Genomic DNA, 21,872 nt, shown 5'->3' on the forward strand with positions numbered 1-21,872 from the left:
ATCGAAAGCCTTCCAAAAGCGCCGAAAGGATGAGGATCCAAAATGACCGACACGCTGCACTTCACTGCGGGCGATGGCGCCCGCATCGGCTATAGGCTGGACGGTCCGGAAGACCGTCCGGTGCTGATGCTCTCCAACTCCATCGCCACGACGTTCCACATGTGGGATGGCCAGGTTCCGGAATTTGCCAAATCCTTCCGCGTGCTGCGCTATGATTTTCGCGGCCATGGCGGCTCCGACGCGCCGGCCGGCGCCTATTCGCTCGACCGTCTCGGCCGCGACGTGTTGGAACTGCTCGATTTCCTCGGGCTTGCCCGCGTGCATTTCCTCGGCCTGTCGCTGGGCGGTTTCGTGGGCCAGTGGCTGGGCATCCATGCGCCGGAGCGCATCGAGCGCCTGATCCTCTCCAACACCTCGCCACATCTCGGGCCGGCATCCTATTTCGACGAGCAGATACGCAACGTGCTTGCGGCCGACGACCTGTCGGCGACGGCGGACATGTTCATGCGAAACTGGTTCCCTGCCTCCATGCTTGCCGGTCAAAACAAGACAGTCGAGCCATTCCACGCCGCGATCCTCGCCATGTCGCCGCAAGGCTTGGCGGGATGCTTCGCCGCGGTCCGCGACGCCGATCTGCGCCGCCCGATTTCCCTCATCGCCGCGCCGACGCTGGTCATCGGCGGCGAGGACGACAAGGTGACGCTGGCAAGCCACAGCGAGGCGATCGCGGCGGCGATCCCCGGCGCGGAACTCCTGCTTTTGCCCGGCGTCCACCTGCTCAATGTCGAGCGTCCAGCGGAGTTCATGGAGGCGGTGACGGGTTTCCTCCGGAAGCGATGACCTGGCAGTGCCGCACGAGCGTGGAAACGTCGCTATCGATCGCTTTTTGCGCTAGATAAGGGCCAAGCTCATGTGGCGGGGGGAGAATGCGGATCAGGATCGTCGGAACCGGCAGGGCGGTACCGGCTGAGCGCGTCACGACGTGGACGCTGGAGAAGCGGCTTGGCCTCGGCGAGGGCGCGCTCGAAACCGCGACCGGCGTCGTCGAGCGCTATGTCTGCGAGGGCGAATCGCAAATCGATCTAGCTTGCGCCGCGGCGACGCTGGCGCTTGAGGATGCCGGCCTCGATCCCGGCGCCGTCGACCTGATCATCGGCGGCTGCGGCGTGCCTTATCAGCCGCTGCCGGCGACCGCGCCCTTGGTCATGCAGCGCCTTGGGCTGGCCGACGGCTCGGCTGCCGCCTTCGACGTCAACAGCACATGCCTGGGCTTCCTCACCGCCTTCGAGACCGCGGGCCGCATGATCGAGGCCGGGCAATGCGAGACGGCGCTGGTGTTTTCCTCCGAGATCGCCTCGCGCGCCTTGCCGTGGCAGGATGCGCCCGAGATCGCCGCGCTCTTCGGCGACGGCGCCGCGGCCGCCGTGCTGCGCAAAGGCGGCCAAGGCGAGGGCAGGGTGGCGGCCAGCCTGATGCGCACTTATCCGTCGGGCTGGGAAGCCTGCGGCATCGGTTCGGGCGGCACGCGCTTCGATTTCCGCAAGGAGCAGGAAGCGTTCGCCGCGCACAGCCTGTTCCACATGGACGGCAAGGAATTGTTCAGGCTCACCGCGCGCCATTTCAACGGCTTCGTCGCCGCTCTGCTTGAGCGCGCCGGCTGGCGGCATGGCGATGTCGATCTCGTCGTGCCGCACCAGGCGAGCCCGTTCGCGCTTGCCCATATGGCGCGCCAGACCGGCTTTGCGCCGGAAAAGCTCGTCGACATTTCCGCCCGCTTCGGCAACCAGATCGCGGCGTCCATTCCCTTCGCGCTGGACGTCGCGCGCCGCGAGGGCCGCGTAGCGCCGGGCATGAAGCTGCTCATCCTCGGCACGTCGGCCGGCGTCTCCTTCGGCGGCATGGCGCTGGAGGTCTGAGGAATGGCCGTGCTCGTCACCGGCGCCAGCGGTTTCTTGGGCTCGCATGTGCTAGAGCGGCTGGCTGCGTCCGGCACGCTGGCGCTCGGGCTCGGCCGCGATGAAGCGTGCTGCGCCGCGCTGGAGGCCGCCGGCCATCGCATCGTCCGCCACGATCTCGCGCAGCCGCTCGACGCCGCGCTCGATCCGAGGCTTGGCAGGGTCGAACGGATCATCCATTGCGCGGCGCTCTCTTCGCCTTTCGGACGCCTCGCTGATTTCGAGGCGGCCAACGTCACGGCAACGCGCAACCTTGTCGATTTCGCGCAGCGGCAAGGCGTCAGCCGCTTCGTCCACATCTCCACCCCGTCCGTCTGCTTTGCCTTCCGCGACCAGCTTGGGCTCAGCGAGGACGTGGCCTTGCCGGAGCCCGTCAATCACTATGCCCGCACCAAGCGCGAGGCCGAAAAGATCGTGCTCGGCCAGCCCGCCATTCATCCGCTGGCGCTGCGGCCCCGCGGCATCTACGGCAAAGGCGACCACGCGCTGCTGCCGCGCCTGATCAAGGCAGCCAAAAGCCGGCCGCTGCCGCTGTTTCGCAATGGCCGGGCGGCCATCGACCTCACTTATGTCGACGACGTCGTCGACGCGGTGATGGCGGCGCTTGCCGCGCCCGGGGAGGCGGAGTGCCAAATCTTCAACATCTCCGGCGGCGAGGTGCTGCCGGTCCGCCGCATTGCCGACGAGGCCTGCGCCCGCGCCGGTCTCGAGGCGCGCTGGCGGCCGACGCCGCTCATGCCGGCGATACTGGCGGCGGGCCTGATGGAAGCAGTGGCGCTCCGGTTGCCTGGCCGCCCCGAGCCGCCGGTCACCCGCTATGGGCTCGGCCTCTTCGCTTATGCGCAAAGCCTCGATCTGTCCAAGGCCAAGCGGATGCTTGGCTGGGCACCGAAGATCTCGTTCGAGCAAGGGCTTGACCGCACTTTTTCCGGTGGGGCGCAGGCATGAGGATCGTCTTCGCCAACAGCGCCTGGGTGAGCGCCGCCGAACGGCTGATCCTGCGCGGCGGCAACTGGCAAAGCGTCAGGCTGCGAGTCCGCTACGGGCTGTCCTTTCACCCAACTGCCGGGCCTGTGCTCATCGACACCGGCTACACATCTGAGGCGCTCAGCGGTGAGCGGCGTAGCCGCACGCTTCGGCTCTACGGTGCGCTGCTGAAACCCGAGCTCAACGCCGACGAGCAGGTCCTGCCGGTGCTGCGGCGTTTCGGTCTGTCGCCTGACGACATCCGCACAATCATCGTCACCCACTTTCATGCTGACCACATTTCGGGCCTGTCGCTGTTCCGCAGCGCCCGCTTCATCGCCAGCGATGCGGCCTGGGCGCGGGTCAAGGCGCGAGGCCCGAGGCAGAATCTGCGCCACGGCGTCTTCACCGAACTCTTCCCTCCGGATTTCGAGGCGCGGCTGGAGGCGTTGTCCGCTAAGCGGCGAGTCGAGGCGCGCGAAGGCGCGCCAGGCGGCGCCGATCTCTTCGGCGACGGCAGCGTCATCGCGGTCGATCTTCCAGGACATGCCGACGGCCAGTTCGGCCTGCTGTTTACGGGGCCGGCCCGGCCGCTGCTCTACGCCGTCGATGCGCAATGGCTGCTCAAGGCCTTGACCCATAACCGCACGCCGGGGTTCCCGGCCACCCTGATCGCCGAGGACGCGGTGGCGATCGAGCCGACCAGCGCCATGCTGCGTCGCTTCCTCGCTTCCGGCGGCGAGGTGATGCTCTGCCATGATCCCGCTTCGACATCTTACGACCTCGCACCGGAGGCCGCATGAACGGGCTGGCGGAAGCGGCAGGCTCCTTCGCCTTGACGCGCTGGGTCTCGCGGAAGAGCCGCGCGGATTTCGAGCGCTGGCAGGCGGCCGCCTTGCGGCGCTTCCTCGATCGCGACCTGCCGCGCGCGCCGTTTTACGGCATGGCGCCGGCGCGCCTCAGCGATCTCCCGGTCACCGAAAAGGCGCTGCTGATGGCGCGTTTTGAGGATTTCAACATCCACCATCTCACCGCCGCGCAAGCCTGGGCGGCCCTGGCGGGCGAGGGCCGCGCCGGACCGCTCACCGTCGGCGCCAGCACCGGAACGTCGGGCAATCGCGGCCTGTTCGTGATTTCCGAGGCCGAAAAATACCGCTGGCTGGGCGCGATCTTGGCCAAGGCGGTGCCCGATCTTCTCTGGCGCGGCATGCGCGTCGCCGTCATCCTGCCGCAGAACACCGGGCTTTACGACAGCGCCCGCAAATCGCGTCTGATAAGGCTCGCCTTCTTCGATCTGGCCTCGGGCCCGGAAAGCTGGCGCGGCGCGCTCGAAGCCTTCGAGCCGACGGTCATTATCGCGCCGCCGAAGATGCTGCGCCATTTCGCAAGCGAGGGTTTCCGTCTGCGTCCGAAGCGTGTCTTCTCGGCGGCTGAAACGCTGGATCCGGTTGACGTCCGGTTATAGAGGATTTCTTCCGGCTGCCGCTCGATCAGATTTACATGGCGACCGAAGGCCTGTTCGCGGTCACCTGCCGGCAGGGCGGACTGCATCTTGCCGAAGACTCCGTATTCTTCGAATTCGAGCTGGCGGGCGAGGGGCTGGTGACGCCGCTGGTGACAACCTTTCGCCGCCGGACACAGATCATGGCGCGCTACAGGATGAACGACCTGTTGCGCTTGTCCGAAGCACCTTGCCGATGTGGTTCGCCGCTGCGCTGCGTCGACGAGATCGTTGGCCGCATGGACGATGTCTTCCGGCTTGCTTCGCCGGACGGCCCGGTGCTCGTCACGCCGGATGTGCTGCGCAACGCCGTGCTCAAGGCCGATCGCCGCATCGACGATTTTCGTCTTGTCCAGACCGGGCCGGACAAGGTCGAGCTCAGCCTTCCGCCAACGTTCGCGGATGATGCGGCGGCGGCCGCGCATGAAGCGGTGCAAGCGTTGCTGGATGCGCGACAGGCGGTCGCTACCGTCACGCTCGTCCGCGCGCCGCTGCCGCTGGAGACAGGCCGCAAGCTGCGTCGCGTCGAAGCCCGCCTGGAGCGCGCGCGATGAGCGGCGCGGCGATGGCGCAAAGGCCTGTGCAGCAGGCCGACCGGGTCGAGAACAAGCCGGCAAAGGTCGAGGCTTTTGTAAGGCTTTTCAACGAGATGCCGGTGCGCCACCTCATCGCCAATCTGGACACGAAAGTCGAGACGCTCGAAATCGCCGGAGGCATTTTTCCGCTGACGTTGAACGACGGGAGTGAGGCGCACAATTGCTATATCTGCTGCCCGACCAGCGCCTATATCGACTACGCGATGGATGAGACGCGCAACTTCGCCGGTCGCCCGCTGCTGCGGCGCGCGCTCAACGCACTGATCGGCGCCTGCGCGCCGCTGGTCAGGGCGAGCGGCCTCGACCGCCAGGCGCAGGTCAACAACTGGCTCTATTCGACCAATCCGGTGCCGCTGCTCTACCGGCCGACAGCCGCGTCGTTGCGTTCGGCCTTGACCGCCCGTTTCCCCGATCGCGCCATCGTCATCCGCTCGTTGAATGATATCGCCGATCCGGCGACCATTGCCGCGTTGAAGGCCGAGGGGTTCCGCATGCTGGCGGCGCGACAGATCTACATTTTCGCCGACCGCAGCGCATCGCCCACCATGACCCGCGACATGAAGCGCGATCGCGCCTGCCTGCGCACAACGCCGTTCGAGCGAGTGGGCAATGGCGATTTCACCGAGGCCGATTATGCGCGCGCCGAGCAGCTCTACACCATGCTCTACCTCGACAAATACACGCCGCTCAATCCGCACTACACCGGACGCTACATCGCCGAAATGCACCGGCGCGGCATCATCAGCCTGGCGGGATTGCGCCGGCCGCGCGGCGAGCTGGTCGCCGTCACCGGCCTGTTCGAGAACGGCGGCTCGCTGACCCAGCCCATCGTTGGCTATGACACCAGCCTGCCGGTCGCCGACGGGCTTTATCGCATGATGATGGCGGTGGCGCAGGACCACGCGACCTCGCGCGGCCTGTTCTTCAACATGAGCGCGGGCGCCGCCGATTTCAAACGCCGGCGCGGCGCGGTCGCGGCGATCGAATACAACGCTGTCTATGCCGGGCATCTTGCGCTTCGCCGACGCATGGCGATCCGCGTCATGGAGGCCGTGCTGGGATCGGTAGGCATTCCCCTGCTCAGGAGGTTCGAACTGTGAACGAGCGCGGCGGGGAAGCCCATTGGCAGGCGGTGGCGTTGTCGACCGACATCGGCAGGCGGCCGAAGCGCGTCCTGTTCGACGGCGCGCCCGTGGTGCTGTTCCGCTCGGCGCAAGGCATTGCGGCACTTTTCGACCGCTGTCCGCACCGGCTGGTCGAGCTGTCGACCGGCAGGATCGTCGGCGGGGAGATCGAATGCCCCTATCATGGCTGGCGCTATGACGGCGAGGGACGCTGCACCGCGATCCCCGGCCATGTCGGCGCCATGCCGCATTACCGGGTCCGCCGCTTTGCAGCGATCGAGCGCGACGGCGTCGTCTTCATTTCTTCCGGCTCGCCGACGAGCGAGCCTTACCTGCACTGCATGCAGGGCAAGGATGTCGTCGTGCGGCGGGTGCGCTCGTCGACGCAGTCGACGGTCATCGATGCGGCGGAAAACATCCTCGATGCCACCCATACCCATTTCACCCATAAAGGCCTGCTGCGCGGCCTGACCTCGAAGCGCCATCTGGTGCGGGTCGAGGTGACCGGAGGCGAGGGCTGGGTCGAGGCCTGCTACACCGGCGAAGACCGTCAGCAGGGCCTGATCAGCCGGCTCATGGAAGGCGAGCGTGCGAAAACCATCGGCCGCTTCCGCCATCCCGGCATCGCCGAGCTCGAATATTGGGGCAGGGACGGGCTGGTCTTAGCCACCACCTTCCATCTGCGCCAGGCCGACGAGCGCACTGTCGAGGGCGTCGGCTGGCTGATCGGCCGGCGCCAAGGCCTGCTCGGCGAGCTGAAGGCACTGGCCTTCAAGCCGCTTTTCAACATCGCGCTGCACCAAGATCGCCGGGTGCTGAAATCGGCCAGCGACAATGCCCGGCTACCGCCCCAAGCCCTGCCGGTGATCGGCCCCCTCGATTTCCTGCGCCGCGACATCGCCGCGATCATGGATGGGAAGATGCCAGCGGCTGCGAGTGAGACAAGGGTGCATTATATCGAACTGTGAATTATAGTGCACATACCTTGATTTGAATGCTTTCGTGAATTATAGTTCACGCATGATCGAGGTCCGGCAGACCGCCGATTTCACCAACTGGCTGGACGCGCTTCGCGACACCGCGGCTCGACAGCGCGTCGTCGCCCGCATCCGTCGGGTCGAGATCGGCAACATCGGTGATGTCAAATACTTCGATGGCATCGGCGAGCTTCGGATCGACCATGGCCCGGGCTACCGGCTCTACTTTGTGAAGATTGGAAACGCCGTGATCATACTGCTCTGTGGCGGCGACAAGTCCAGCCAAAGGCGCGACATCGCCAAGGCGAAACAGATGGCAAAGGAGATATGACTATGCCTCTCAAAACCACCCGCTTCGACATTCTCGACCACCTGAAAACTCCGGAGGATCGCTTGGCCTACATCGAAGCTGCCTTCGAGGATGGTGATCCCGCGCTCATTACGCACGCGCTTGGCGACGTAGCGCGCTCCATAGGCATGACGGCCGTGGCGAGAGAGGCTGGCGTTACGCGCGAGGCGCTTTACAAAGCACTGAGCGAGAAGGGCGACCCGCGCCTCAGCACTCTGGTGGGCGTCACTAGGGCGCTGGGTTTGCAACTTGAGGTCAAGCCTGTCGGCCCGGGCTCACTCGGGGCTTGAAGCGCTTCCAGCAGGCCCATTCCATTCGATATCCCGCGTCGAAGCCGACTGCAGGCTGACCCGCTCGCGCAATGCCACCCGTGCAATCTCCGCCAGCGCCGGCCATTGCGCCTTAACCGGCGTTGAATCTTCCGGCCAATCGAGCAATTCCTGGCCCCCGCGCATCGCCTTTCGGAATTCGCCAAGCCCGCCCGAACGCAGCACCGCCGGCAGTCCGTAAATCCACATCGCGAGCCGCACCGTTTGCGGGGCGATGACGTCGGGCGTGACTTCCTGACCGTCGCCGAGCACGGCATCCACGAAGCGCCCCGGATCGCGGAAGAAATGCAGGCCGCTCACCGCGCGCGGATTGCATTCGAGCGGCAGCACACGGCCGCCCGGCTCGCGCATCAGGTCGAAGGAAATCTGCCCGGTCCACGTGGCGCCGGCCACGATCCGCTCGACCAGCTCGCGCGCGGCCTCGTCCTCGACCCGCTCGAAGAAGATGCCTGCTCCCTTTCCGGCACGATAGAGCGAGCGGTAGAGCGCGAGCGCCTTGAGCCTGCCCTGGCGCGCCACCGCATAGGCGCTGATCTCCTCGCCCTCGACAAAATGCTGTGCCACCCAGGGCATGGCGGCCGAGGGCGCGATCGCATCGAGCGCTTCGGGCGGCGGACGCAGCAGCGTATGGCTGGCAAAGCGCGACCAGACCGGTTTGAACGCCAGCTCGCGAGAGCGGCCGCGCACGACCTCCATATTGCTACGCGAGCTGAGCAGCGTCGTTTCCGGCACCTCCAGCCCGAGCCGTTCGGCGAGCCGGATGAAGCTGTGCTTGTTGTGGACCTCCGCCAGCAGCTCGATATCGGGTGCGAACAGAAGCGCCGGCATGCTCCTGCCGCGCCAGGCAAGCGCAAGGTGAAAGACCTCCTCGCAGGTCGGGACGACGAGGCCGATGCCCTCGGCCCGGATCAGCTCCTCAATCGCATCGGCATAGGCCCGCGGCTCGAAGCGCGGCGGCGGCAATCGATGATAACGCGCGCAGGCTTTGCTCGCCGCCGCGATCGGCCGTGCCGGCGTGTCGGCCAGGATCACCCTATGGCCCGCGCCATGGAGAAGGCGCGCCAGATGCAGCGCAACCGGCGCCCGCGCCCCGGTAATCAGGATGGATCCGTCAGCCCCCGGCATCGCTCATTCGCGTAGTTCCCATCGCGAAAAATCGTTGCGCGAAATCGGCGTGATTGGCAACGCGGGCAGCGATCGATGCCGGAGCGGCAAGATCATTTCTTACGCGGCTTCGCCTTCTCGATCGCCGGCTTGCTCGGCCAATGCCAGCCTTCGCCCTCGCCATGCGCGGCCTGCGGCCGCGCCACATAGGCGAGCGCGCCATTGGCCTCGAGATAGACGCGCGACAGCATCTCGGCGAGCACGCCCGACGTCACCGCCTGCAGCCCGGCGATCACCAGGAAGAAGCCGGTGATGAGCATCGGCCGCGTGCCGATGTCCTGCCCCCAGAAAACCTTGATAGCGAGGAGATAGGCAAGGATCAGCGAGCCGAGCACGCCGAATACGATGCCGATGCCGCCGAAGAAATGGCCGGGCCGCGTGCGGTAGCGCAGGAAGAAGAACATGAAGACGAGGTCCAGCACCACGCGGAAGGTGCGCGAGATGCCGTATTTCGACTGGCCGTGGATGCGGGCGTGATGCGTCACCACCTCCTCGGCGATGCGGCGCGGCGTCGTCACCGTCGCGAGCCAGGCCGGGATGAAGCGATGCATCTCGCCATAGAGCCGCACGCTGCGGATGACGCTGCCGCGGAACACTTTCAGGCTGCAGCCATAGTCCTTGAGCCGCACGCCGGTGACGCGGGCGATCAGCCTGTTGGCGATGCGCGAGGGCAAGCGGCGCATCCAGAAACCTTCCTTGCGGTCCTTGCGCCAGCCGGCGACGAGGTCGAGATCCTCGGTCAGCAGGCGGTAGACCATGCGTGGAATGTCGAACGGGTCATTCTGCAGATCGCCGTCGAGCGTCGCGATGACGTCGCCGCGCGCGGCGTCGAGGCCGGCCTGCATGGCGGCGGTCTGCTTGTAGTTGCGCACCAGTTCCACGCCATGCACATGCGGCCCGTATTGGGCCGCCAGCCGGCGGATCTCGGCGGGCGTGGCGTCGGTGCTGCCGTCGTCGACCAGCACTACTTCCCAGGGCTGGCTGTAATTTTCCATCGCCTGATGAATGCGGACCAGCAGCGGCTCGACATTGTCGGCTTCGTTGTACATCGGGACGACGATGGAGAGCTTGTGCTCGGGCATGACGGCGCCCTCGGGCAATCCGGAAGCCGGAATGGGAAGCACGTTCATGGCGGTCATTTCCTTGCCGGCCCCGCCGCCGGGGTTTCCGGCAGCGTCGATTTCGAGGGAAACAGCCAGGCGATCGCACCGGTTGCGACCGCCGAGCACAGGATGAAGAGATGCAGCGCGAGCGCGGCCTGCAGGCCGTCCTTCATGGCAATGCCGGAATAGAGCAGTGCGGCGGCCGCGCCCGCTTCATAAGTGCCGAAGCCGGCGACACCCTGCACCGGCAGGATGGCGGCCGCCTCGGCCCCGACCGCGCCGGGAAAGGCGGTCTGGAACGAGGTATCAAGCAGCATGGCGAGCAGCCAGCCCTGCACGCCGAGCTTCAGCGCCCAATTGGCCATCGTCCACCACCAGCCGTAGCGCGAGCGTCCCGTCGCTTCGGTGAAGATGTCGCGCAATTTGCCGAGCTTCGAGACGATCCTGCCGCCCGCCGCCCAGTTGTGCGGCGCGCGCGCCCAGCGCGGCAGGTACCATGCGGCGGCGATCAGCGCCGCGATGCCGGCGGCCCGCAGCGCCGGATGCAGGCCCGGCCAGACGAGGCAAGCCAGCACGCCGACGACGAAGGCGTCCTGCAGTCTGAACCACAGTAGCGAAGCGCTGGCGCGCACGATCGGCACGCCGAACACCTGGCGCAACAGGATCGGGAACGCCGTCTCGCCGCCGCGGAACGGCACGATGTTGATCATTGCATTGTGGATCAGGATGACGCGAAGCACGGCGCCGAAGCGGCCGTTCACGTCGCCGCGGAATTCGTCGCAGACACGCAGCGCCCTGAGCACGTAGGTGACGAACAGCGCCGCCGCGACTGCCACGAAGGCGCCTGGTGTAATGGAGGCGAAGGCATCGCCGACCATCTTCCAGCGCTGGTCGCTGGCAAGCCATGCCAGCAGCGCCAGAGTGACGATTATCGATATCGCTCGCTTCAAACAGGTCTCCAACGGGCCGCCCGGTCGGGGCGGAAGCGCCATTCGAGGGGCTGCAAAGGGGCGCTCTCGAATGTCGGCCCGGCCGGCGCCGGTCCGATATCGGATCCGTGCCGGCTTTTTCAAGGCGCTGTTCCTATAGAGCAATTTCAGGAAAAGTGTGAGCGGTTTTCCGTCCGGAATTGCGTCAAAACAAAGAGATAGAGCGGTTCGCCGTTTCCGTGAAACGGTGAAACGCTCTGGCGCAGCGGCGGCGGCGAATCCACAAGCTTGGTTGGAGCCTCGATCGAGGCAGCGGGCGGACGTCGCGCCCGCCCATAGCCGATTAAGCCTTACTCTCCGCCCATCTCTTTCTTGAACTGATCGAAATCGACCTGCATGCCGTTGAAGATGGTGCTCCAATGGCGCGTCAGCGCCGCCATGGTGACGGCCTCCTGGATCTCCTCGTCGGTGGCGCCGGCGTGCTTGGCGTTCTGGGTGTCCGACCAGATGCAGTAGCTGCAGGGGATCTGCGCCGCGACCGCCAGCGAAATCAGCGACTTCTCCTTCGGCGTCAGCGCCGTCTTGTCGCTGAGCTCGATGGCCTTGACCTCGGCCCAGGCGCCGGGCAGACCGGCCTTGGGGAACTGTTTGATGAAGCTCGGCACGCCGCCCATGGTCGACTGGATGTCCTTCAGCGCCGCGTCATAGTCATCGGCGCGGGCCGGCGCGGAGGCGAGCAATGCAGACACGCCCGCCGCGGCGATCAGCGAGGCGAAGCTAAGGCAGGAATGCGCGGTTGAGATGATGCGAATGACTGACATGATATTCTCCTCTGGTTTTTGTTAGCCTTACGATGTAAGGTGTGTGGAAGATGAACCTTACAGTGTAAGTTGTCAAGCGCCATGGATGCACCGAGCAGAAAAAAGCGACCCCGCGGAAAACTCTCCCGCGAGATGATCGAGGACGCCGCCTTCGAGGTGATCGAGCGGGAAGGGCTTTCCGGCTTTTCGATGCGCAAGCTCGCCGCCAGGCTCGGCTGCGAAGCGATGAGCATCTATCACCACTTCCCCTCGCAGGCGCATCTCTACGAGGCGCTGGTTGACCGCCAGATGAGCGGGCTTGTAATCCCCGACGATAGGCTGCCCTGGCGCGAGCGGGCCCGCATCGGCATGCAGGAATTCCGGCGCGTCGCCACCGAGCACCCGGCCTTTGCGCCGTTCATCGTCGTCTACCGAATGAACTCGCCGCCCTGCCTCGCCAAGCTCAACGCCATCATCGGCCTGTTCGAGGATGGCGGCTTCGGCCCCGAGCTCAGCGCCCGCCTGTTCCGCGCCGCCGGCTACTATCTGATGGGCGCGATCCTCGACGAGACGGCCGGCTATGCCAAGGGGCCTTCGGCGGTCACCACCGTCAGCGACGAGGAGCTTGCGCGCGACTATCCGAGCGTCGTGAAGGCCGGCGCCTATTTCGGCGCCGCCGGCTTCGACAAGACTTTTGAGCTTGGCCTGGAAATGTTTCTGGACGAGATGGAGCGGGTCCGCGAAGCTGCGCGAAACGAACCCGCCAAAAAATAGCAGCGATCTCGCTCAGAAACCAAGGCTCTGAATGCGCTTCCTGTGTGTCCTTCTCCTCATCGCCGGTGCCGCCATCGGCATCTTCTATCCCTGGGCGATGAGCAATTTTTCCGGCCACCCCATCGGCACGTATCGCGTCTATGAGGGCGGCCGCTTCCGGCCCGCCACCGTGCAACTTGCCGCAGGCGACGCTCCGGTAAGGGTGCTGGTCGACCTGACCGCGCGGGCCGAGCGCGTCGCGGGCCAGCAGCGCACGGTGCTGACGCTGACCGCAGCGCATGGCGGCCGTACGGTGCTGGCCTCGGCGCTCTCCTTCAACCACACGGACAATCCGCGCCAGGCCAGCCCGCAACTGCCCGACAAGATCTTTCGCGACGAGGCCGGCGTCATCGATAAGGTCGTGCCCGGTCCTTACCTCTTCACCGTCGGACCCGGCGATGCCGACGGCATCGCCATGCGCGCGGTCGATCTCATCCTGCGCGCGGACACCGGCTCGATCGACGAACGCGCGCGGCCGGCCGGCTATACGCTGATGGGCGTCGGCCTTGCCGGACTGGCGGTTTCGCTGGTCTTCGGGCGCCGCGGCGGGGGCCCGCAAAATCCCAATTCGCAACCGCCACCGCCGCGCTGGGGCCGCAACGGTTCGCCACGAGCATGATGGCTAAAGTGTGAAGCGGTTCTCGCTCGGCCTCATGCTCTCTGAAGGTAAGCGCGCATGAACTATCGCCACGCCTACCACGCCGGCAATTTCGCCGATGTCGTCAAGCATGCCGTGCTCGCGCGCCTCGTCGAATATCTCAAGCAGAAGGACAAGGCTTTTCGCGTCATCGACACCCATGCCGGGATCGGCCGCTACAATCTTGCCTCGGTCGAGGCCGGCAAGACCGGCGAATGGCAGACCGGCATCGGCCGGCTGGTCGAGTCCGCGCTCGAGCCGCAAGCGGCGGCGCTGCTTCAGCCCTATCTGGAAGCGGTACGCGCGCGAAATCCCGACGGCGGCCTCAAGCATTATCCCGGCTCGCCACTGATCGTGCGCCATCTCCTGCGCAACCAGGACCGGCTGACGGCGATCGAGCTGCATCCCGAGGATGCCGCGCGGCTGAAATCGGTCTTCGCCGGCGATTTCCAGACAAGGGTCATCGAGCTCGACGGCTGGCTGGCGCTTGGCGCGCAACTGCCGCCGAAGGAAAAGCGCGGCCTCGTCCTCATCGATCCGCCCTTCGAGGAGGAGGGCGAGTTCTCCAGGCTCGTCGAAGGCCTGCAGAAGGCGCATCGGCGCTGGCCGGGCGGCATCTACGCGCTCTGGTACCCGATCAAGGACCGCAAGGCGGTCACCGCTTTCCGCACGGCGTTGACGGAGACCGGCATTCCGAAGCTGCTCGACATCGCCTTCGAGATCCGGCCCGTCTCGAACGAGCCCAGCCTCGACGGCAGCGGGCTGGTGGTGGTCAATCCGCCCTATACGCTGGAGAGCGAATTGCGGCTGATGCTGCCGGTGCTGCATAAAGCGCTCGCCCTCCGGCAACCGTCGCGCTGGTCGCTCGATTGGCTGGCGGGCGAGTAAGGCGACCGCATCGCCTAAGCCAGCGCCGTAGGCGTCACGCCGGTCAGCCGCCGGCTTTCGCGGATCAGATGCGCCTGGTCGGCGTAGCCGGCCTCGATGGCGAGCAGCGCGGTCGAGGCGTCGCCTTGCTGTCGTTGCAAGCGCCGGTACCGATGGAAGCGCAGGATGCGGTCGAGCGTCTTGGGGCCATAACCGAAGGCGTCCTCGAAGCGGCGTCGCAGCGTCCGTTCGCTCATATGCAGCTGGCGCTGCAGGAAGGGAACCAGCGGCGTTTCCGGCGGCAAACCTTTGTGAATGACGTCGAAGGCCCGGCCCATCTGCGGGTCGAGCGCATCGCGGCCTTCGGTGCGTATGCCGACCGTCTCTTCCAACTGCCGCAGCATGGCCGGCAGATCGCTCGCAGCCTTGATGCGATCCGACAGTTCGCGGGCACGCGTACCCCATAATTTCTGGAGATCGAGCCGCCCGCCGACGATTTCGCTGGCCGGCACGCCCAGCCAACCGGCGGCGGCGCCGGGCCGGAAGCGGAAGCCGACGATCACCGCGCCCGCGGCAGGCCGCTCGATCTGCGGCTCCTTGTCGGGGCCGGCCACGCGGAAGCGGCCGTCGATCCATTGCAGGTCGATCGTCGCATCCGGCATGATGACGATGGGCGGAACGGCGCGGTTGTCCATGCGGTGGACCCAGACCGCGCAGAAGGCAGCGGCAAGGCCGCCAGCGACGGGCCGCTCGCGAAAGAAGCCGGTGGTCTGCGCCAGGACCGGTTCCATTCTCTCTCCGATCTGCTCCAGCGGGAGTTGCCGGATCGGTGTGACGGTCATTTTGGCCGAAATCTTCAAGGCCGGCCACGTCATCCATGGCAAAACGGACGCAACTTCACCGCGCTTCACGCGCTCTCAGACCGCATCCGTTTGCGGCTGTGGTCACGAATATAGAAAGGAGTGAGAGAAATGAAAGCTCGCATCACCGTATTGACGCTCGGCGTCGACGATCTGGAAGTGTCGCTCAAATTCTATCGCGACGGCCTCGGCCTGCCGACGGAAGGCATCATCGGCCGGGAATTCGAGCATGGCGCCGTCGCTTTCTTCGAACTCGCCGGCGGCTTGAAGTTCGCCATCTTCGAACGGTCCAGCATCGCCCATGACGCGACGGTGCCGGAGAGCGGTCGCAGCCCCACCGAGCTCACCATCGGCCACAATGTCGGCAGCGAGGCCGAGGTCGATGCCGTGATGGCCGAGGCCGTCAAGGCCGGCGCACGCGTGGTCAAGCCGGCGCAAAAGACTTTCTGGGGCGGCTATGCCGGCTATTTCCAGGATCCCGACGATCATCTGTGGGAGGTCGTCTACAACCCGGCCTTCATTCCGCTGGATTGAGCAAAGCGAAGCGCGTCGTCGAGAGAGGAGGCCGTCATGCCCGTTCAATCCGTTCAAGCGCTTGGCGCTCTCCTCATCGGCGGCGTGTTCGTCTTCGCCGGCATCGAGCATTTCCTGAAATTCGGCGCGATGCGCGACTATCTGGCCGCGCAGAAATTTCCGGCTCCGGCCTTGATGCTGGCCGTCGGTTCGACGGTCGAGGTCGCTGCCGGTTTCCTGCTTGCCATTGGCATAACTCGGCCCTTTGCCGCCGGTGCGCTCGCCACCTTCACGCTGGCGACGAACGTCATGCTGCTACGCTTCTGGGCCGTGGAGGAGCCCGCGAGGCAGGTCCTGCGCAACGCATTCCTGATCAACATTGCCGTCATCGGCGGGCTGCTGCTTGCCGGCACAGTTTAGGTTGGATGGGGTTTCAGGTCAGGCCGGCTGACCTGAATCTCCATGCAACCCAATTAGCCGGTGAAGTCTGGAACGAAGTTTTACGGAAACCATTGTTTTCGCAACCGCTTGACCGCCGCCAAGTGCTCCCGCACAGTGTGCGGAACCGACCTTGAGAGGCTGTCATGACTCGCTTCGCCCATTCCGCCCTTGCCGCGCTGATTTCGCTATGCACCCCGTTGGCCACATCGCTGGGCTTCAGCCAGGCAGCGCATGCCGCCGACCTATCCATCTACACCGAGGATGACGGCAGCGTCTGCGGCGAGGCCTGGGTGCTGAACAAGATCACCGACCGCTTCTCTTATCAGGTGCATCACGTGCCGCATCTGCCGGACGTCGCGATCACTGATTTCCGCAACATCCGCCAGCATCGTTATGAGCCGGCGAGCGATGAATGGCCGATCGGCCGCCACTATTGCCGCGCCACCGTCAACCTGACGGACGGCCGCGACCGTTCGATCTTCTACCTGATCGAGGAAGGCCAGGGCTTTGCCTCGATCGGCGACAATGTCGAATTCTGCGTCTCCGGCTTCGACCGGTGGCTGGTGTATAACGGCCGCTGCCGCGTGCTGCGATAATATTTTGCGGGCTGGTAGACAGTGAGGTCGGCGCTCTACGGCGCCCCCCTCTGGCCTGCCGGCCTCTCCCCCACAAGAGGGGAGATTAGCGGCTTCGGCGTCCAGCTGCATTCTGCAGCCTTGGTGATTGGCGAAAGCCGGCGCGCCATCTGATTTCCCCCCTGTGGGGAGATGGGGCGCTGTCCTGCCGACCTGTCGGAAGTTGGCTTCTGGTTTTCAGAGGTCGCCGCCGGCAGCCATGCAAGCAGCTCCCGCTCACAGCCAGCTCCGCTGCCGCTCACTCAGGCTGCCTTGCGGCCCGATACGTAAGCCTCGATCAGCTCGACCAGTTGCTTCTGCAATTCCGGCGCGTCGAGCATGTTGCGCCGTGCCGCGTTGTGGATCACGCCTTCGACAGCCGATGAGAGCACGCGCGCCATCGTCTCGGTATCCTTGCGGCGCTTGCGATACTGCGCGACGGCCGCCGCATAATGTTCGAGATAGCGCGCCTGGAACGAGGCATGCGCGGCGCGTGAGCCGCGGTCGCCGGGCGCTTCGTCGAGCAGCACCTGGTGCAGCGTCGGATGGACCGAGTGCGCGCCGATCATGCCGCGCACCAGCTCGCGCGCGAATTGCCTGAGCGGCTTCTCGTCGGCCGCCGCTTCGCGAATCACCGACAGCACATGATCGAAGTGGCGGCGCCGGATCGCTTCGACCAGGGCGAGCTTGTCGGGGAAATATTGATAGAGCGAGCCGATGCTGACGCCCGCGGCCTCTGCCACCTTGTTGGTGGAAAAGCCTGCCCAGCCGAGCTCGCTCAAAACGTGAGCACCGGCTTCGATGATCGCCTCGACGGTGGCGATCGAACGCGCCTGGCGCGGCTGCTTGCGCATGCGTGCGGCCGGCTTTGCAACGCGAGTAGACATGCTGGCCCGTCTCCCGAGAATATAGACAGGATACTCACATTCAATTCACCAACGCAAATGGGGCGGCAAAGATGAGTGCCAAGACCTTGCTGAAGGGCATGCTCGCCTACCAGGCCCGGGCGAACGACGAGCTGGTGGAGAAGCTTGCCGGGATGGATCCGTCTCGCGACGCCGGGGAACGCCACGCCGCGATCCGCCTGATGAACCATATCCATGTCGTGGCGCGGATTTTTGCCGCGCATCTGAAGGGAGTCGCCCATGGCTATGCGAGCGACAATACGCCGGACACGCCCGAGCCACGCGCGTTGCGCGCCGCCTTGGCCGAGATCGACGGCTGGTATCTCGACTATCTCGAAGCCGTTTCGGAGCAAAGGCTTGCCGATCCTGTCGCTTTCACCTTCACTGACGGCGACAGGGGCTGCATGACGAGGCAGGAGATGCTGATCCATATCGTATTGCACGGCAGCTACCATCGCGGCGAAATCGGCCGCATGCTGGCCGCCATCGCGCTCTCGCCGCCCTGGGACACCTACGCCGTCCATCTGCACCAGGCCGAGCCGGCGCGCCGCCTGCGGCGCGGACGCCACCCGGCGGGCGTTTGAATGCGGCGCGTGAATATGAGCTTTAAGCTCACTTTTAAGCGCCCAAGCTTTGGTCGTGGCATCTGGCCGGTTCGTCTGTAGATGTTTCTGCTGGACAAGATGAAGTCGACGTTCAACGGCCTCTTGTCTATTATGAGCACTCTGCTCACATTGTGATGCAAGGTTATGCCGCTGGTCGATGGAGGATCGGGCGATAGAAGCCGCGCGAAAATCTGTGCGCCAGGCCGTCACTTCGAAAGTGACAGATTCGCTCACAATTTTTCCATGAGATGCATCTTAAAGCGTTTCGTGTAACCAAAATTCAATAACTGAAAATCATTGTGTTGCTTCGCTGGCTAGACAGTCGCGAGTCAGATATGCATAGACACGCCGGGTCACTCACGACCATTGGCAAAACGCAAGGGGCATCGCATGGCAAAGACGACAACCAAGGCGCCGGCGGCGAAAGCGCCGGCAAAGAAGCCGGCAGCTAAGGCTGCCGCGAAACCTGCAGCAGTGAAGAAGGCAGCCGCACCGAAGGCAGCCGCCAAGGCCCCGGCCAAGGCAGCAGCGAAACCGGCAGCGAAGGCTGCGGCTAAGCCCGCCGCCAAGAAGCCGGCAGCGAAGGCTGCGGCCAAGCCCGCCGTCAAGGCAGCGGCAAAGCCGGCGGCCAAGCCCGCCGCCAAGAAGCCGGCAGCGAAGGCCGCGGCCAAGCCCGCCGCCAAGGCTCCGATGAAGGCCGCCGCCGCCAAGGCACCGGCAGCCGTGAAGAAGGCAGCTCCGGCCAAGAAGCCGGCCGCCAAGAAGTAATCGCGTAGCTTCGCTCGCGAACCGCAACAGGTGAGGGCGGGTGCCACTCAGGCACCCCTCTCGCCAATTCGGTGTCACGGCGAGCGGAGTCGGAGCGCACGCTCCTCCTAAAGCTCTCGGTAATTTTGCTGCCAGGCAAAACTTCCGGGAGCTTTTTTGTTGCCGCGCCCGGGCGTCAAAAATGCATTGGCCAAGCTGGATCGGCCTTGCTGGGCCGTTGCCCTGGAGACCCATTCGGTCAACAGTGCCGCAGACAAACTGGAAAGCCGATCATGCCGAAGCTGCTTTACGCGCCCACGTCTCCTTATAGTTCGAAGGTCCGCATGGCGGCCCTCCATGCCGGGATCGCCATCGATCTCGTGCCGGTCAAGACGGAGGACAAGCCGGCCGAGCTGATCTCGGCCAATCCGCTCGGCAAGATCCCGGTGCTGGTGCTGGAGGACGGCCGGTCGGTCCATGACAGCCGCGCCATCACGCAACATCTCAACCGGCTGTCGAAGAATGCGCTGTTCCCTCGCAATCCCGACAAGCGGCTCGAAGCGGAAGTTCTCGAGGCGCTTGCCGACGGCATCTGCGACTGCGCGCTGTCGATGGTCTATGAACGACGCACGCGTCCGGAAACGATGGTCTACCAGCCCTGGCTCGATCGCCAGTGGGCGAAGGTCACCGCCGCGCTCGACCTCATCAACGCCAACCCGCCGAAGCTGCCGAAGAAGATCACCGCCGGCCATATGGCGCTGCGCGCCTGCCTCGGCTATCTGGCGCTGCGCTTTCCCGGCCAATGGGAGAAGGGCCGCAGCCGGCTCGTGCGCTGGGCCGCGAGGTTTGATGAGAAGTTTCCGGAGCTGAAGGGCAGCGTGCCGGGGTGACGGCGGCGCCTCCTTCTCCCCTTGTGGGAGAAGGTGGATCGGCGCGCAGCGCCGAGACGGATGAGGGGTGTTGGACGGAGTGGGACTCTGGCGAACCCGGTGCCCTCCATCGCTGATGAATGCGTCAAGCTGGAGCACCCCTCATCCGTCCGAGCTTTGCTCGGCCACCTTCTCCCACAAGGGGAGAAGGGGAAGACCGCCTTGAACCCCGTCCGTTTCCATGCTTGCCTGACACCGCCCAAGTCGGAGTGGTGACATGGCAAAGCCCTCAACCAGCCTCGCGCCCGACCCTATGGTCGAGCGTCTGCGTGCGGCGCTCGACCGGCGCGCCTTCACCGAGCAGAAAATGTTCGGCGGCACCTGCTTCATGATCGACGGCAACATGCTGATCGGCACGTCGAAGCGCGGCTTGCTGGTGCGTGTAGGCAAGGCCGCGCATGCGGCCGCAGTCGCACGGCCCCATGCAAGCCCGATGGAAATGGGCGGGCGCTCGATGGAAGGGTATGTCCATGTCGCGCCGGAAGGCACAGCCACGGAGGCGGATCTCCGTGGCTGGCTCGGCCTCGCGCTGGCATTCGTCGAAACTTTGCCGCCGAAACCCGCCAAGGTCGCAAAGAAACGCGCGTAAGCCGCTCGTCGCATCGGCCTTGCGGACCGCGATAGGTCAGTGTTGTTGAGCTGGCCTCGAGGAACGAACGGCCAGGGGAGGAAGCAATGGCACTCAATGGGCATTGCATGTGCGGTGCTGTGGCCTGGACCTATTCAGGCGAGATCACGCGCAACCTGGTCTGTCACTGTACCGATTGTCAGCGGGCGACATCCGCCCCCTTCACGGCCTTTCTGGGAATGAGGCCGGACAAGCTGAGCTGGAGTGGCGACATCAGGCACTATGAAAGCAGCCCGAATACTTTTCGCGGTTTCTGCCCGTCCTGCGGCGCGAGACTCTACTTCCGCTCCGACCGATGGCCTGCCGAGATCCATGTCCACGCCGCCACGCTGGACGACCCGGGCGAGTACCGTGCGGATGCGCAAGTCATGATGCGCTCAAGAGCAAAATGGCTCGACCGGCTGCAGTCGATTCCAGTCCATGAGGATTTCCAGCAGGCGCCGTCGACGCCGACTCCCTGAAGTCAGGGCGATACGGCTCGCGTGCAGTTTGTTGCCTGCTCGTACAAGGTTCTCGAAACCGGCAAGGGCAGAAGGACAGGATTACAAACACAAAAAAAGCCGGGCTCAAGGCCCGGCTTTTTCGTGTCGTGGCTTCTACGACTTAGAACTTCATACCGACGCCGAAGGTGACGCGGTTGTCCTTCGACTTGACGTTGCCGAGGGCGCCGAAGTCCTTGTCGCCGTAGTCGGTGTAGCGGTACTCGACGCGGCCGAACACGTTGTCCGTGATCTTGATGTCGGTGCCGACACCGGCCGTCCAGCCGAGCATTGCCTTGCTCTCGTCAGTGGCGGTGACGCTATCCGTGATCTTCTGGTTCTTGGCGGCGAGACCGCCGGTGCCATAAAGCAGGATTTCCGGGGTCACGGCATAGCCGAGGCGAGCGCGCAGCGAGCCTTCGAGGCCGCCCTTGGCGTTGATGCCAGCGCTGTCGCCCTTGACGCCGTTGTAGCCGAGATCGGCTTCAGCGCCGTAGACGAAGTTATCCTGCTGCCAGTTGTAGCCGCCGAACACGCCGCCGATGAAGCCCTTGGTCTTCACATTGACGCCGGCGTCACGAGCATCGGCATGGCCGCTGAAGCCGTAGCCGAGGCTGATACCGGCATAGGGGCCAGCCCAGGAAGCGACCGGAAGCTCGGCAACCGGGGCGGGAGCCGGCGGCTCTTCGGAAACGACGTCGGCCGCAAAGGCGGTGCCAGCAAAGGCGAACAGCCCGAGCGCAGCGGCAAGCGGCGCGAATTTGAGATTGGTCTTCATTGTTATACTCTCCTTAAGCCACAAGACACTTAGGCTTTTTTGTTCATGAAACGCCCCGGCCCGTCCGGGGGGATAAACGGGCTTGGCGCTCAACGGTTCCGAATGTCGTGCTGAAATGCGGCTGAAGCGAACCTGAACTTGGGTCATTCCCCGGCGCGAATAAGGCCGAAAGTTGACGTTGCATCTTCGCAACAGCGAATGTCAGCAGGCTAATCATGTTGCGCCGCAGACCGCTTGGTTCAAGGGGTCCGGCGACATATATT

The 21,872-nt window shown here is 65.0% G+C and carries 28 protein-coding genes; 21 read left to right on the forward strand and 7 right to left on the reverse strand.

Going from position 1 to position 21,872, the window contains the following annotated elements; translation table 11 throughout:
• The first annotated feature begins 42 nt into the window (after nt 1–42).
• The 10 genes from LB529_RS00410 to LB529_RS00455 all read left to right on the forward strand — a co-directional run bounded on the left by LB529_RS00410 (nt 43) and on the right by LB529_RS00455 (nt 7,758).
• Nucleotides 43–840, forward strand: a complete 798-nt coding sequence (locus tag LB529_RS00410) for an alpha/beta fold hydrolase (protein WP_224709858.1) — start codon at nt 43–45, stop codon at nt 838–840.
• Nucleotides 841–926: 86 nt separating this feature from the next.
• Nucleotides 927–1,916 (forward strand): 3-oxoacyl-ACP synthase III family protein, encoded by a 990-nt coding sequence (locus LB529_RS00415; RefSeq protein ID WP_224709859.1) that lies wholly within the window; start codon nt 927–929, stop codon nt 1,914–1,916.
• Nucleotides 1,917–1,919: 3 nt separating this feature from the next.
• The gene (locus LB529_RS00420) at nt 1,920–2,903 is read left to right on the forward strand and encodes an NAD-dependent epimerase/dehydratase family protein (RefSeq protein ID WP_224544063.1); all 984 of its coding nucleotides are present in this window, start codon (nt 1,920–1,922) and stop codon (nt 2,901–2,903) included.
• Entirely contained in the window at nt 2,900–3,724 is an 825-nt protein-coding gene (locus tag LB529_RS00425) for an MBL fold metallo-hydrolase (RefSeq protein ID WP_224544062.1), read from the forward strand. The genes LB529_RS00420 and LB529_RS00425 overlap by 4 nt, the downstream gene beginning before the upstream one ends.
• Nucleotides 3,721–4,386 (forward strand): hypothetical protein, encoded by a 666-nt coding sequence (locus tag LB529_RS00430; RefSeq protein ID WP_224709860.1) that lies wholly within the window; start codon nt 3,721–3,723, stop codon nt 4,384–4,386. Before LB529_RS00425 ends, LB529_RS00430 begins: the two co-directional genes overlap by 4 nt.
• A gap of 35 nt (nt 4,387–4,421) precedes the next feature.
• Nucleotides 4,422–4,976 carry a hypothetical protein gene (locus tag LB529_RS00435; RefSeq protein ID WP_224709861.1) on the forward strand — a complete coding sequence of 185 codons (555 nt, stop codon included), beginning with the start codon at nt 4,422–4,424 and terminating at the stop codon, nt 4,974–4,976.
• A complete protein-coding gene (locus tag LB529_RS00440) occupies nt 4,973–6,118 on the forward strand; it encodes a GNAT family N-acetyltransferase (protein WP_224544060.1) in 1,146 nt (381 codons plus the stop codon). The genes LB529_RS00435 and LB529_RS00440 overlap by 4 nt, the downstream gene beginning before the upstream one ends.
• Nucleotides 6,115–7,110 (forward strand): Rieske 2Fe-2S domain-containing protein, encoded by a 996-nt coding sequence (locus LB529_RS00445; protein WP_224709862.1) that lies wholly within the window; start codon nt 6,115–6,117, stop codon nt 7,108–7,110. Before LB529_RS00440 ends, LB529_RS00445 begins: the two co-directional genes overlap by 4 nt.
• 52 nt (nt 7,111–7,162) lie before the next feature.
• Nucleotides 7,163–7,450, forward strand: coding sequence for a type II toxin-antitoxin system RelE/ParE family toxin (locus LB529_RS00450; RefSeq protein ID WP_095767029.1), 288 nt, complete (start codon nt 7,163–7,165; stop codon nt 7,448–7,450).
• 2 nt (nt 7,451–7,452) lie between these two features.
• Nucleotides 7,453–7,758, forward strand: a complete 306-nt coding sequence (locus LB529_RS00455; RefSeq protein ID WP_224544058.1) for an addiction module antidote protein — start codon at nt 7,453–7,455, stop codon at nt 7,756–7,758.
• Here the strand turns inward: LB529_RS00455 and LB529_RS00460 are convergent.
• The 4 genes from LB529_RS00460 to LB529_RS00475 form a co-directional block, all read right to left on the reverse strand.
• Entirely contained in the window at nt 7,744–8,922 is a 1,179-nt protein-coding gene (locus LB529_RS00460) for a hypothetical protein (RefSeq protein WP_224544057.1), read from the reverse strand. The genes LB529_RS00455 and LB529_RS00460 overlap by 15 nt on opposite strands.
• Nucleotides 8,923–9,014: 92 nt before the next feature.
• Nucleotides 9,015–10,091: a glycosyltransferase family 2 protein gene (locus tag LB529_RS00465; RefSeq protein ID WP_224544056.1), complete on the reverse strand. Its 1,077-nt coding sequence runs from the start codon at nt 10,089–10,091 to the stop codon at nt 9,015–9,017.
• Nucleotides 10,092–10,096: 5 nt separating this feature from the next.
• Nucleotides 10,097–11,014, reverse strand: a complete 918-nt coding sequence (locus LB529_RS00470; protein WP_224709863.1) for a lysylphosphatidylglycerol synthase domain-containing protein — start codon at nt 11,012–11,014, stop codon at nt 10,097–10,099.
• A gap of 329 nt (nt 11,015–11,343) precedes the next feature.
• Nucleotides 11,344–11,814 (reverse strand): carboxymuconolactone decarboxylase family protein, encoded by a 471-nt coding sequence (locus LB529_RS00475; protein ID WP_224709864.1) that lies wholly within the window; start codon nt 11,812–11,814, stop codon nt 11,344–11,346.
• A 132-nt stretch (nt 11,815–11,946) separates the two neighbouring features.
• On the opposite strand from LB529_RS00475, the gene LB529_RS00480 reads away from it, so the two are divergent.
• Genes LB529_RS00480 through LB529_RS00490 form a run of 3 tightly spaced genes read left to right on the forward strand, consistent with a single transcriptional unit; the run spans nt 11,947 to nt 14,131 of the window.
• Nucleotides 11,947–12,567, forward strand: a complete 621-nt coding sequence (locus LB529_RS00480) for a TetR/AcrR family transcriptional regulator (RefSeq protein WP_224605650.1) — start codon at nt 11,947–11,949, stop codon at nt 12,565–12,567.
• Between the two features lie 31 nt (nt 12,568–12,598).
• Entirely contained in the window at nt 12,599–13,225 is a 627-nt protein-coding gene (locus LB529_RS00485; RefSeq protein WP_095767034.1) for a hypothetical protein, read from the forward strand.
• Nucleotides 13,226–13,282: 57 nt separating this feature from the next.
• Entirely contained in the window at nt 13,283–14,131 is an 849-nt protein-coding gene (locus LB529_RS00490; protein WP_224709865.1) for a 23S rRNA (adenine(2030)-N(6))-methyltransferase RlmJ, read from the forward strand.
• A gap of 14 nt (nt 14,132–14,145) precedes the next feature.
• Here LB529_RS00490 and LB529_RS00495 read toward each other — a convergent pair whose 3' ends face one another.
• On the reverse strand, nt 14,146–14,901 hold the full coding sequence (locus LB529_RS00495) for a helix-turn-helix domain-containing protein (protein WP_224709866.1): 756 nt from the start codon (nt 14,899–14,901) through the stop codon (nt 14,146–14,148).
• A gap of 180 nt (nt 14,902–15,081) precedes the next feature.
• Here LB529_RS00495 and LB529_RS00500 point away from each other — a divergent pair, with 180 nt between their 5' ends.
• The 3 genes from LB529_RS00500 to LB529_RS00510 all read left to right on the forward strand — a co-directional run bounded on the left by LB529_RS00500 (nt 15,082) and on the right by LB529_RS00510 (nt 16,520).
• The gene (locus LB529_RS00500) at nt 15,082–15,504 is read left to right on the forward strand and encodes a VOC family protein (protein WP_224709867.1); all 423 of its coding nucleotides are present in this window, start codon (nt 15,082–15,084) and stop codon (nt 15,502–15,504) included.
• Nucleotides 15,505–15,540: 36 nt separating this feature from the next.
• Nucleotides 15,541–15,903, forward strand: a complete 363-nt coding sequence (locus tag LB529_RS00505; protein WP_224709868.1) for a DoxX family protein — start codon at nt 15,541–15,543, stop codon at nt 15,901–15,903.
• 164 nt (nt 15,904–16,067) lie between these two features.
• Nucleotides 16,068–16,520, forward strand: coding sequence for a hypothetical protein (locus tag LB529_RS00510; RefSeq protein ID WP_095767037.1), 453 nt, complete (start codon nt 16,068–16,070; stop codon nt 16,518–16,520).
• Nucleotides 16,521–16,801: 281 nt separating this feature from the next.
• Here the strand turns inward: LB529_RS00510 and LB529_RS00515 are convergent, their stop codons facing one another.
• Nucleotides 16,802–17,392, reverse strand: coding sequence for a TetR/AcrR family transcriptional regulator (locus tag LB529_RS00515; protein ID WP_224710112.1), 591 nt, complete (start codon nt 17,390–17,392; stop codon nt 16,802–16,804).
• 104 nt (nt 17,393–17,496) lie between these two features.
• On the opposite strand from LB529_RS00515, the gene LB529_RS00520 reads away from it, so the two are divergent.
• The 5 genes from LB529_RS00520 to LB529_RS00540 all read left to right on the forward strand — a co-directional run bounded on the left by LB529_RS00520 (nt 17,497) and on the right by LB529_RS00540 (nt 20,813).
• Entirely contained in the window at nt 17,497–18,027 is a 531-nt protein-coding gene (locus LB529_RS00520) for a DinB family protein (RefSeq protein WP_140842305.1), read from the forward strand.
• A gap of 411 nt (nt 18,028–18,438) precedes the next feature.
• Nucleotides 18,439–18,816, forward strand: a complete 378-nt coding sequence (locus tag LB529_RS00525) for a hypothetical protein (protein WP_181174787.1) — start codon at nt 18,439–18,441, stop codon at nt 18,814–18,816.
• 272 nt (nt 18,817–19,088) lie between these two features.
• Entirely contained in the window at nt 19,089–19,685 is a 597-nt protein-coding gene (locus LB529_RS00530; protein WP_095767040.1) for a glutathione S-transferase, read from the forward strand.
• A gap of 256 nt (nt 19,686–19,941) precedes the next feature.
• Nucleotides 19,942–20,313, forward strand: coding sequence for a TfoX/Sxy family protein (locus LB529_RS00535; RefSeq protein WP_224524943.1), 372 nt, complete (start codon nt 19,942–19,944; stop codon nt 20,311–20,313).
• A gap of 86 nt (nt 20,314–20,399) precedes the next feature.
• Nucleotides 20,400–20,813, forward strand: coding sequence for a GFA family protein (locus tag LB529_RS00540; RefSeq protein WP_095767042.1), 414 nt, complete (start codon nt 20,400–20,402; stop codon nt 20,811–20,813).
• Between the two features lie 142 nt (nt 20,814–20,955).
• Here LB529_RS00540 and LB529_RS00545 read toward each other — a convergent pair whose 3' ends face one another.
• Complete coding sequence (locus LB529_RS00545) at nt 20,956–21,609, reverse strand: outer membrane protein (RefSeq protein ID WP_095767043.1); 654 nt, start codon at nt 21,607–21,609, stop codon at nt 20,956–20,958.
• Nucleotides 21,610–21,872: the final 263 nt, after the last annotated feature.

Source organism: Mesorhizobium sp. CA5 (genome assembly GCF_020165105.1).
In the GTDB taxonomy this organism is placed as follows: Bacteria; Pseudomonadota; Alphaproteobacteria; order Rhizobiales; family Rhizobiaceae; genus Mesorhizobium.

What these genes read in the sequence shown, in the direction of transcription:
- LB529_RS00410 (WP_224709858.1), top strand. Translation starts at nt 43, where the DNA reads ATGACCGACACGCTGCACTTCACTGCGGGCGATGGCGCCCGCATCGGC.
- LB529_RS00415 (WP_224709859.1), top strand. Translation starts at nt 927, where the DNA reads ATGCGGATCAGGATCGTCGGAACCGGCAGGGCGGTACCGGCTGAGCGC.
- LB529_RS00420 (WP_224544063.1), top strand. Translation starts at nt 1,920, where the DNA reads ATGGCCGTGCTCGTCACCGGCGCCAGCGGTTTCTTGGGCTCGCATGTG.
- LB529_RS00425 (WP_224544062.1), top strand. Translation starts at nt 2,900, where the DNA reads ATGAGGATCGTCTTCGCCAACAGCGCCTGGGTGAGCGCCGCCGAACGG.
- LB529_RS00430 (WP_224709860.1), top strand. Translation starts at nt 3,721, where the DNA reads ATGAACGGGCTGGCGGAAGCGGCAGGCTCCTTCGCCTTGACGCGCTGG.
- LB529_RS00435 (WP_224709861.1), top strand. Translation starts at nt 4,422, where the DNA reads ATGGCGACCGAAGGCCTGTTCGCGGTCACCTGCCGGCAGGGCGGACTG.
- LB529_RS00440 (WP_224544060.1), top strand. Translation starts at nt 4,973, where the DNA reads ATGAGCGGCGCGGCGATGGCGCAAAGGCCTGTGCAGCAGGCCGACCGG.
- LB529_RS00450 (WP_095767029.1), top strand. Translation starts at nt 7,163, where the DNA reads ATGATCGAGGTCCGGCAGACCGCCGATTTCACCAACTGGCTGGACGCG.
- LB529_RS00455 (WP_224544058.1), top strand. Translation starts at nt 7,453, where the DNA reads ATGCCTCTCAAAACCACCCGCTTCGACATTCTCGACCACCTGAAAACT.
- LB529_RS00460 (WP_224544057.1), bottom strand. Translation starts at nt 8,922, where the DNA reads ATGCCGGGGGCTGACGGATCCATCCTGATTACCGGGGCGCGGGCGCCG.
- LB529_RS00465 (WP_224544056.1), bottom strand. Translation starts at nt 10,091, where the DNA reads ATGAACGTGCTTCCCATTCCGGCTTCCGGATTGCCCGAGGGCGCCGTC.
- LB529_RS00475 (WP_224709864.1), bottom strand. Translation starts at nt 11,814, where the DNA reads ATGTCAGTCATTCGCATCATCTCAACCGCGCATTCCTGCCTTAGCTTC.
- LB529_RS00480 (WP_224605650.1), top strand. Translation starts at nt 11,947, where the DNA reads ATGATCGAGGACGCCGCCTTCGAGGTGATCGAGCGGGAAGGGCTTTCC.
- LB529_RS00485 (WP_095767034.1), top strand. Translation starts at nt 12,599, where the DNA reads ATGCGCTTCCTGTGTGTCCTTCTCCTCATCGCCGGTGCCGCCATCGGC.
- LB529_RS00490 (WP_224709865.1), top strand. Translation starts at nt 13,283, where the DNA reads ATGAACTATCGCCACGCCTACCACGCCGGCAATTTCGCCGATGTCGTC.
- LB529_RS00495 (WP_224709866.1), bottom strand. Translation starts at nt 14,901, where the DNA reads ATGGAACCGGTCCTGGCGCAGACCACCGGCTTCTTTCGCGAGCGGCCC.
- LB529_RS00500 (WP_224709867.1), top strand. Translation starts at nt 15,082, where the DNA reads ATGAAAGCTCGCATCACCGTATTGACGCTCGGCGTCGACGATCTGGAA.
- LB529_RS00505 (WP_224709868.1), top strand. Translation starts at nt 15,541, where the DNA reads ATGCCCGTTCAATCCGTTCAAGCGCTTGGCGCTCTCCTCATCGGCGGC.
- LB529_RS00510 (WP_095767037.1), top strand. Translation starts at nt 16,068, where the DNA reads ATGACTCGCTTCGCCCATTCCGCCCTTGCCGCGCTGATTTCGCTATGC.
- LB529_RS00515 (WP_224710112.1), bottom strand. Translation starts at nt 17,392, where the DNA reads ATGCGCAAGCAGCCGCGCCAGGCGCGTTCGATCGCCACCGTCGAGGCG.
- LB529_RS00520 (WP_140842305.1), top strand. Translation starts at nt 17,497, where the DNA reads ATGAGTGCCAAGACCTTGCTGAAGGGCATGCTCGCCTACCAGGCCCGG.
- LB529_RS00525 (WP_181174787.1), top strand. Translation starts at nt 18,439, where the DNA reads ATGGCAAAGACGACAACCAAGGCGCCGGCGGCGAAAGCGCCGGCAAAG.
- LB529_RS00530 (WP_095767040.1), top strand. Translation starts at nt 19,089, where the DNA reads ATGCCGAAGCTGCTTTACGCGCCCACGTCTCCTTATAGTTCGAAGGTC.
- LB529_RS00535 (WP_224524943.1), top strand. Translation starts at nt 19,942, where the DNA reads ATGGCAAAGCCCTCAACCAGCCTCGCGCCCGACCCTATGGTCGAGCGT.
- LB529_RS00540 (WP_095767042.1), top strand. Translation starts at nt 20,400, where the DNA reads ATGGCACTCAATGGGCATTGCATGTGCGGTGCTGTGGCCTGGACCTAT.
- LB529_RS00545 (WP_095767043.1), bottom strand. Translation starts at nt 21,609, where the DNA reads ATGAAGACCAATCTCAAATTCGCGCCGCTTGCCGCTGCGCTCGGGCTG.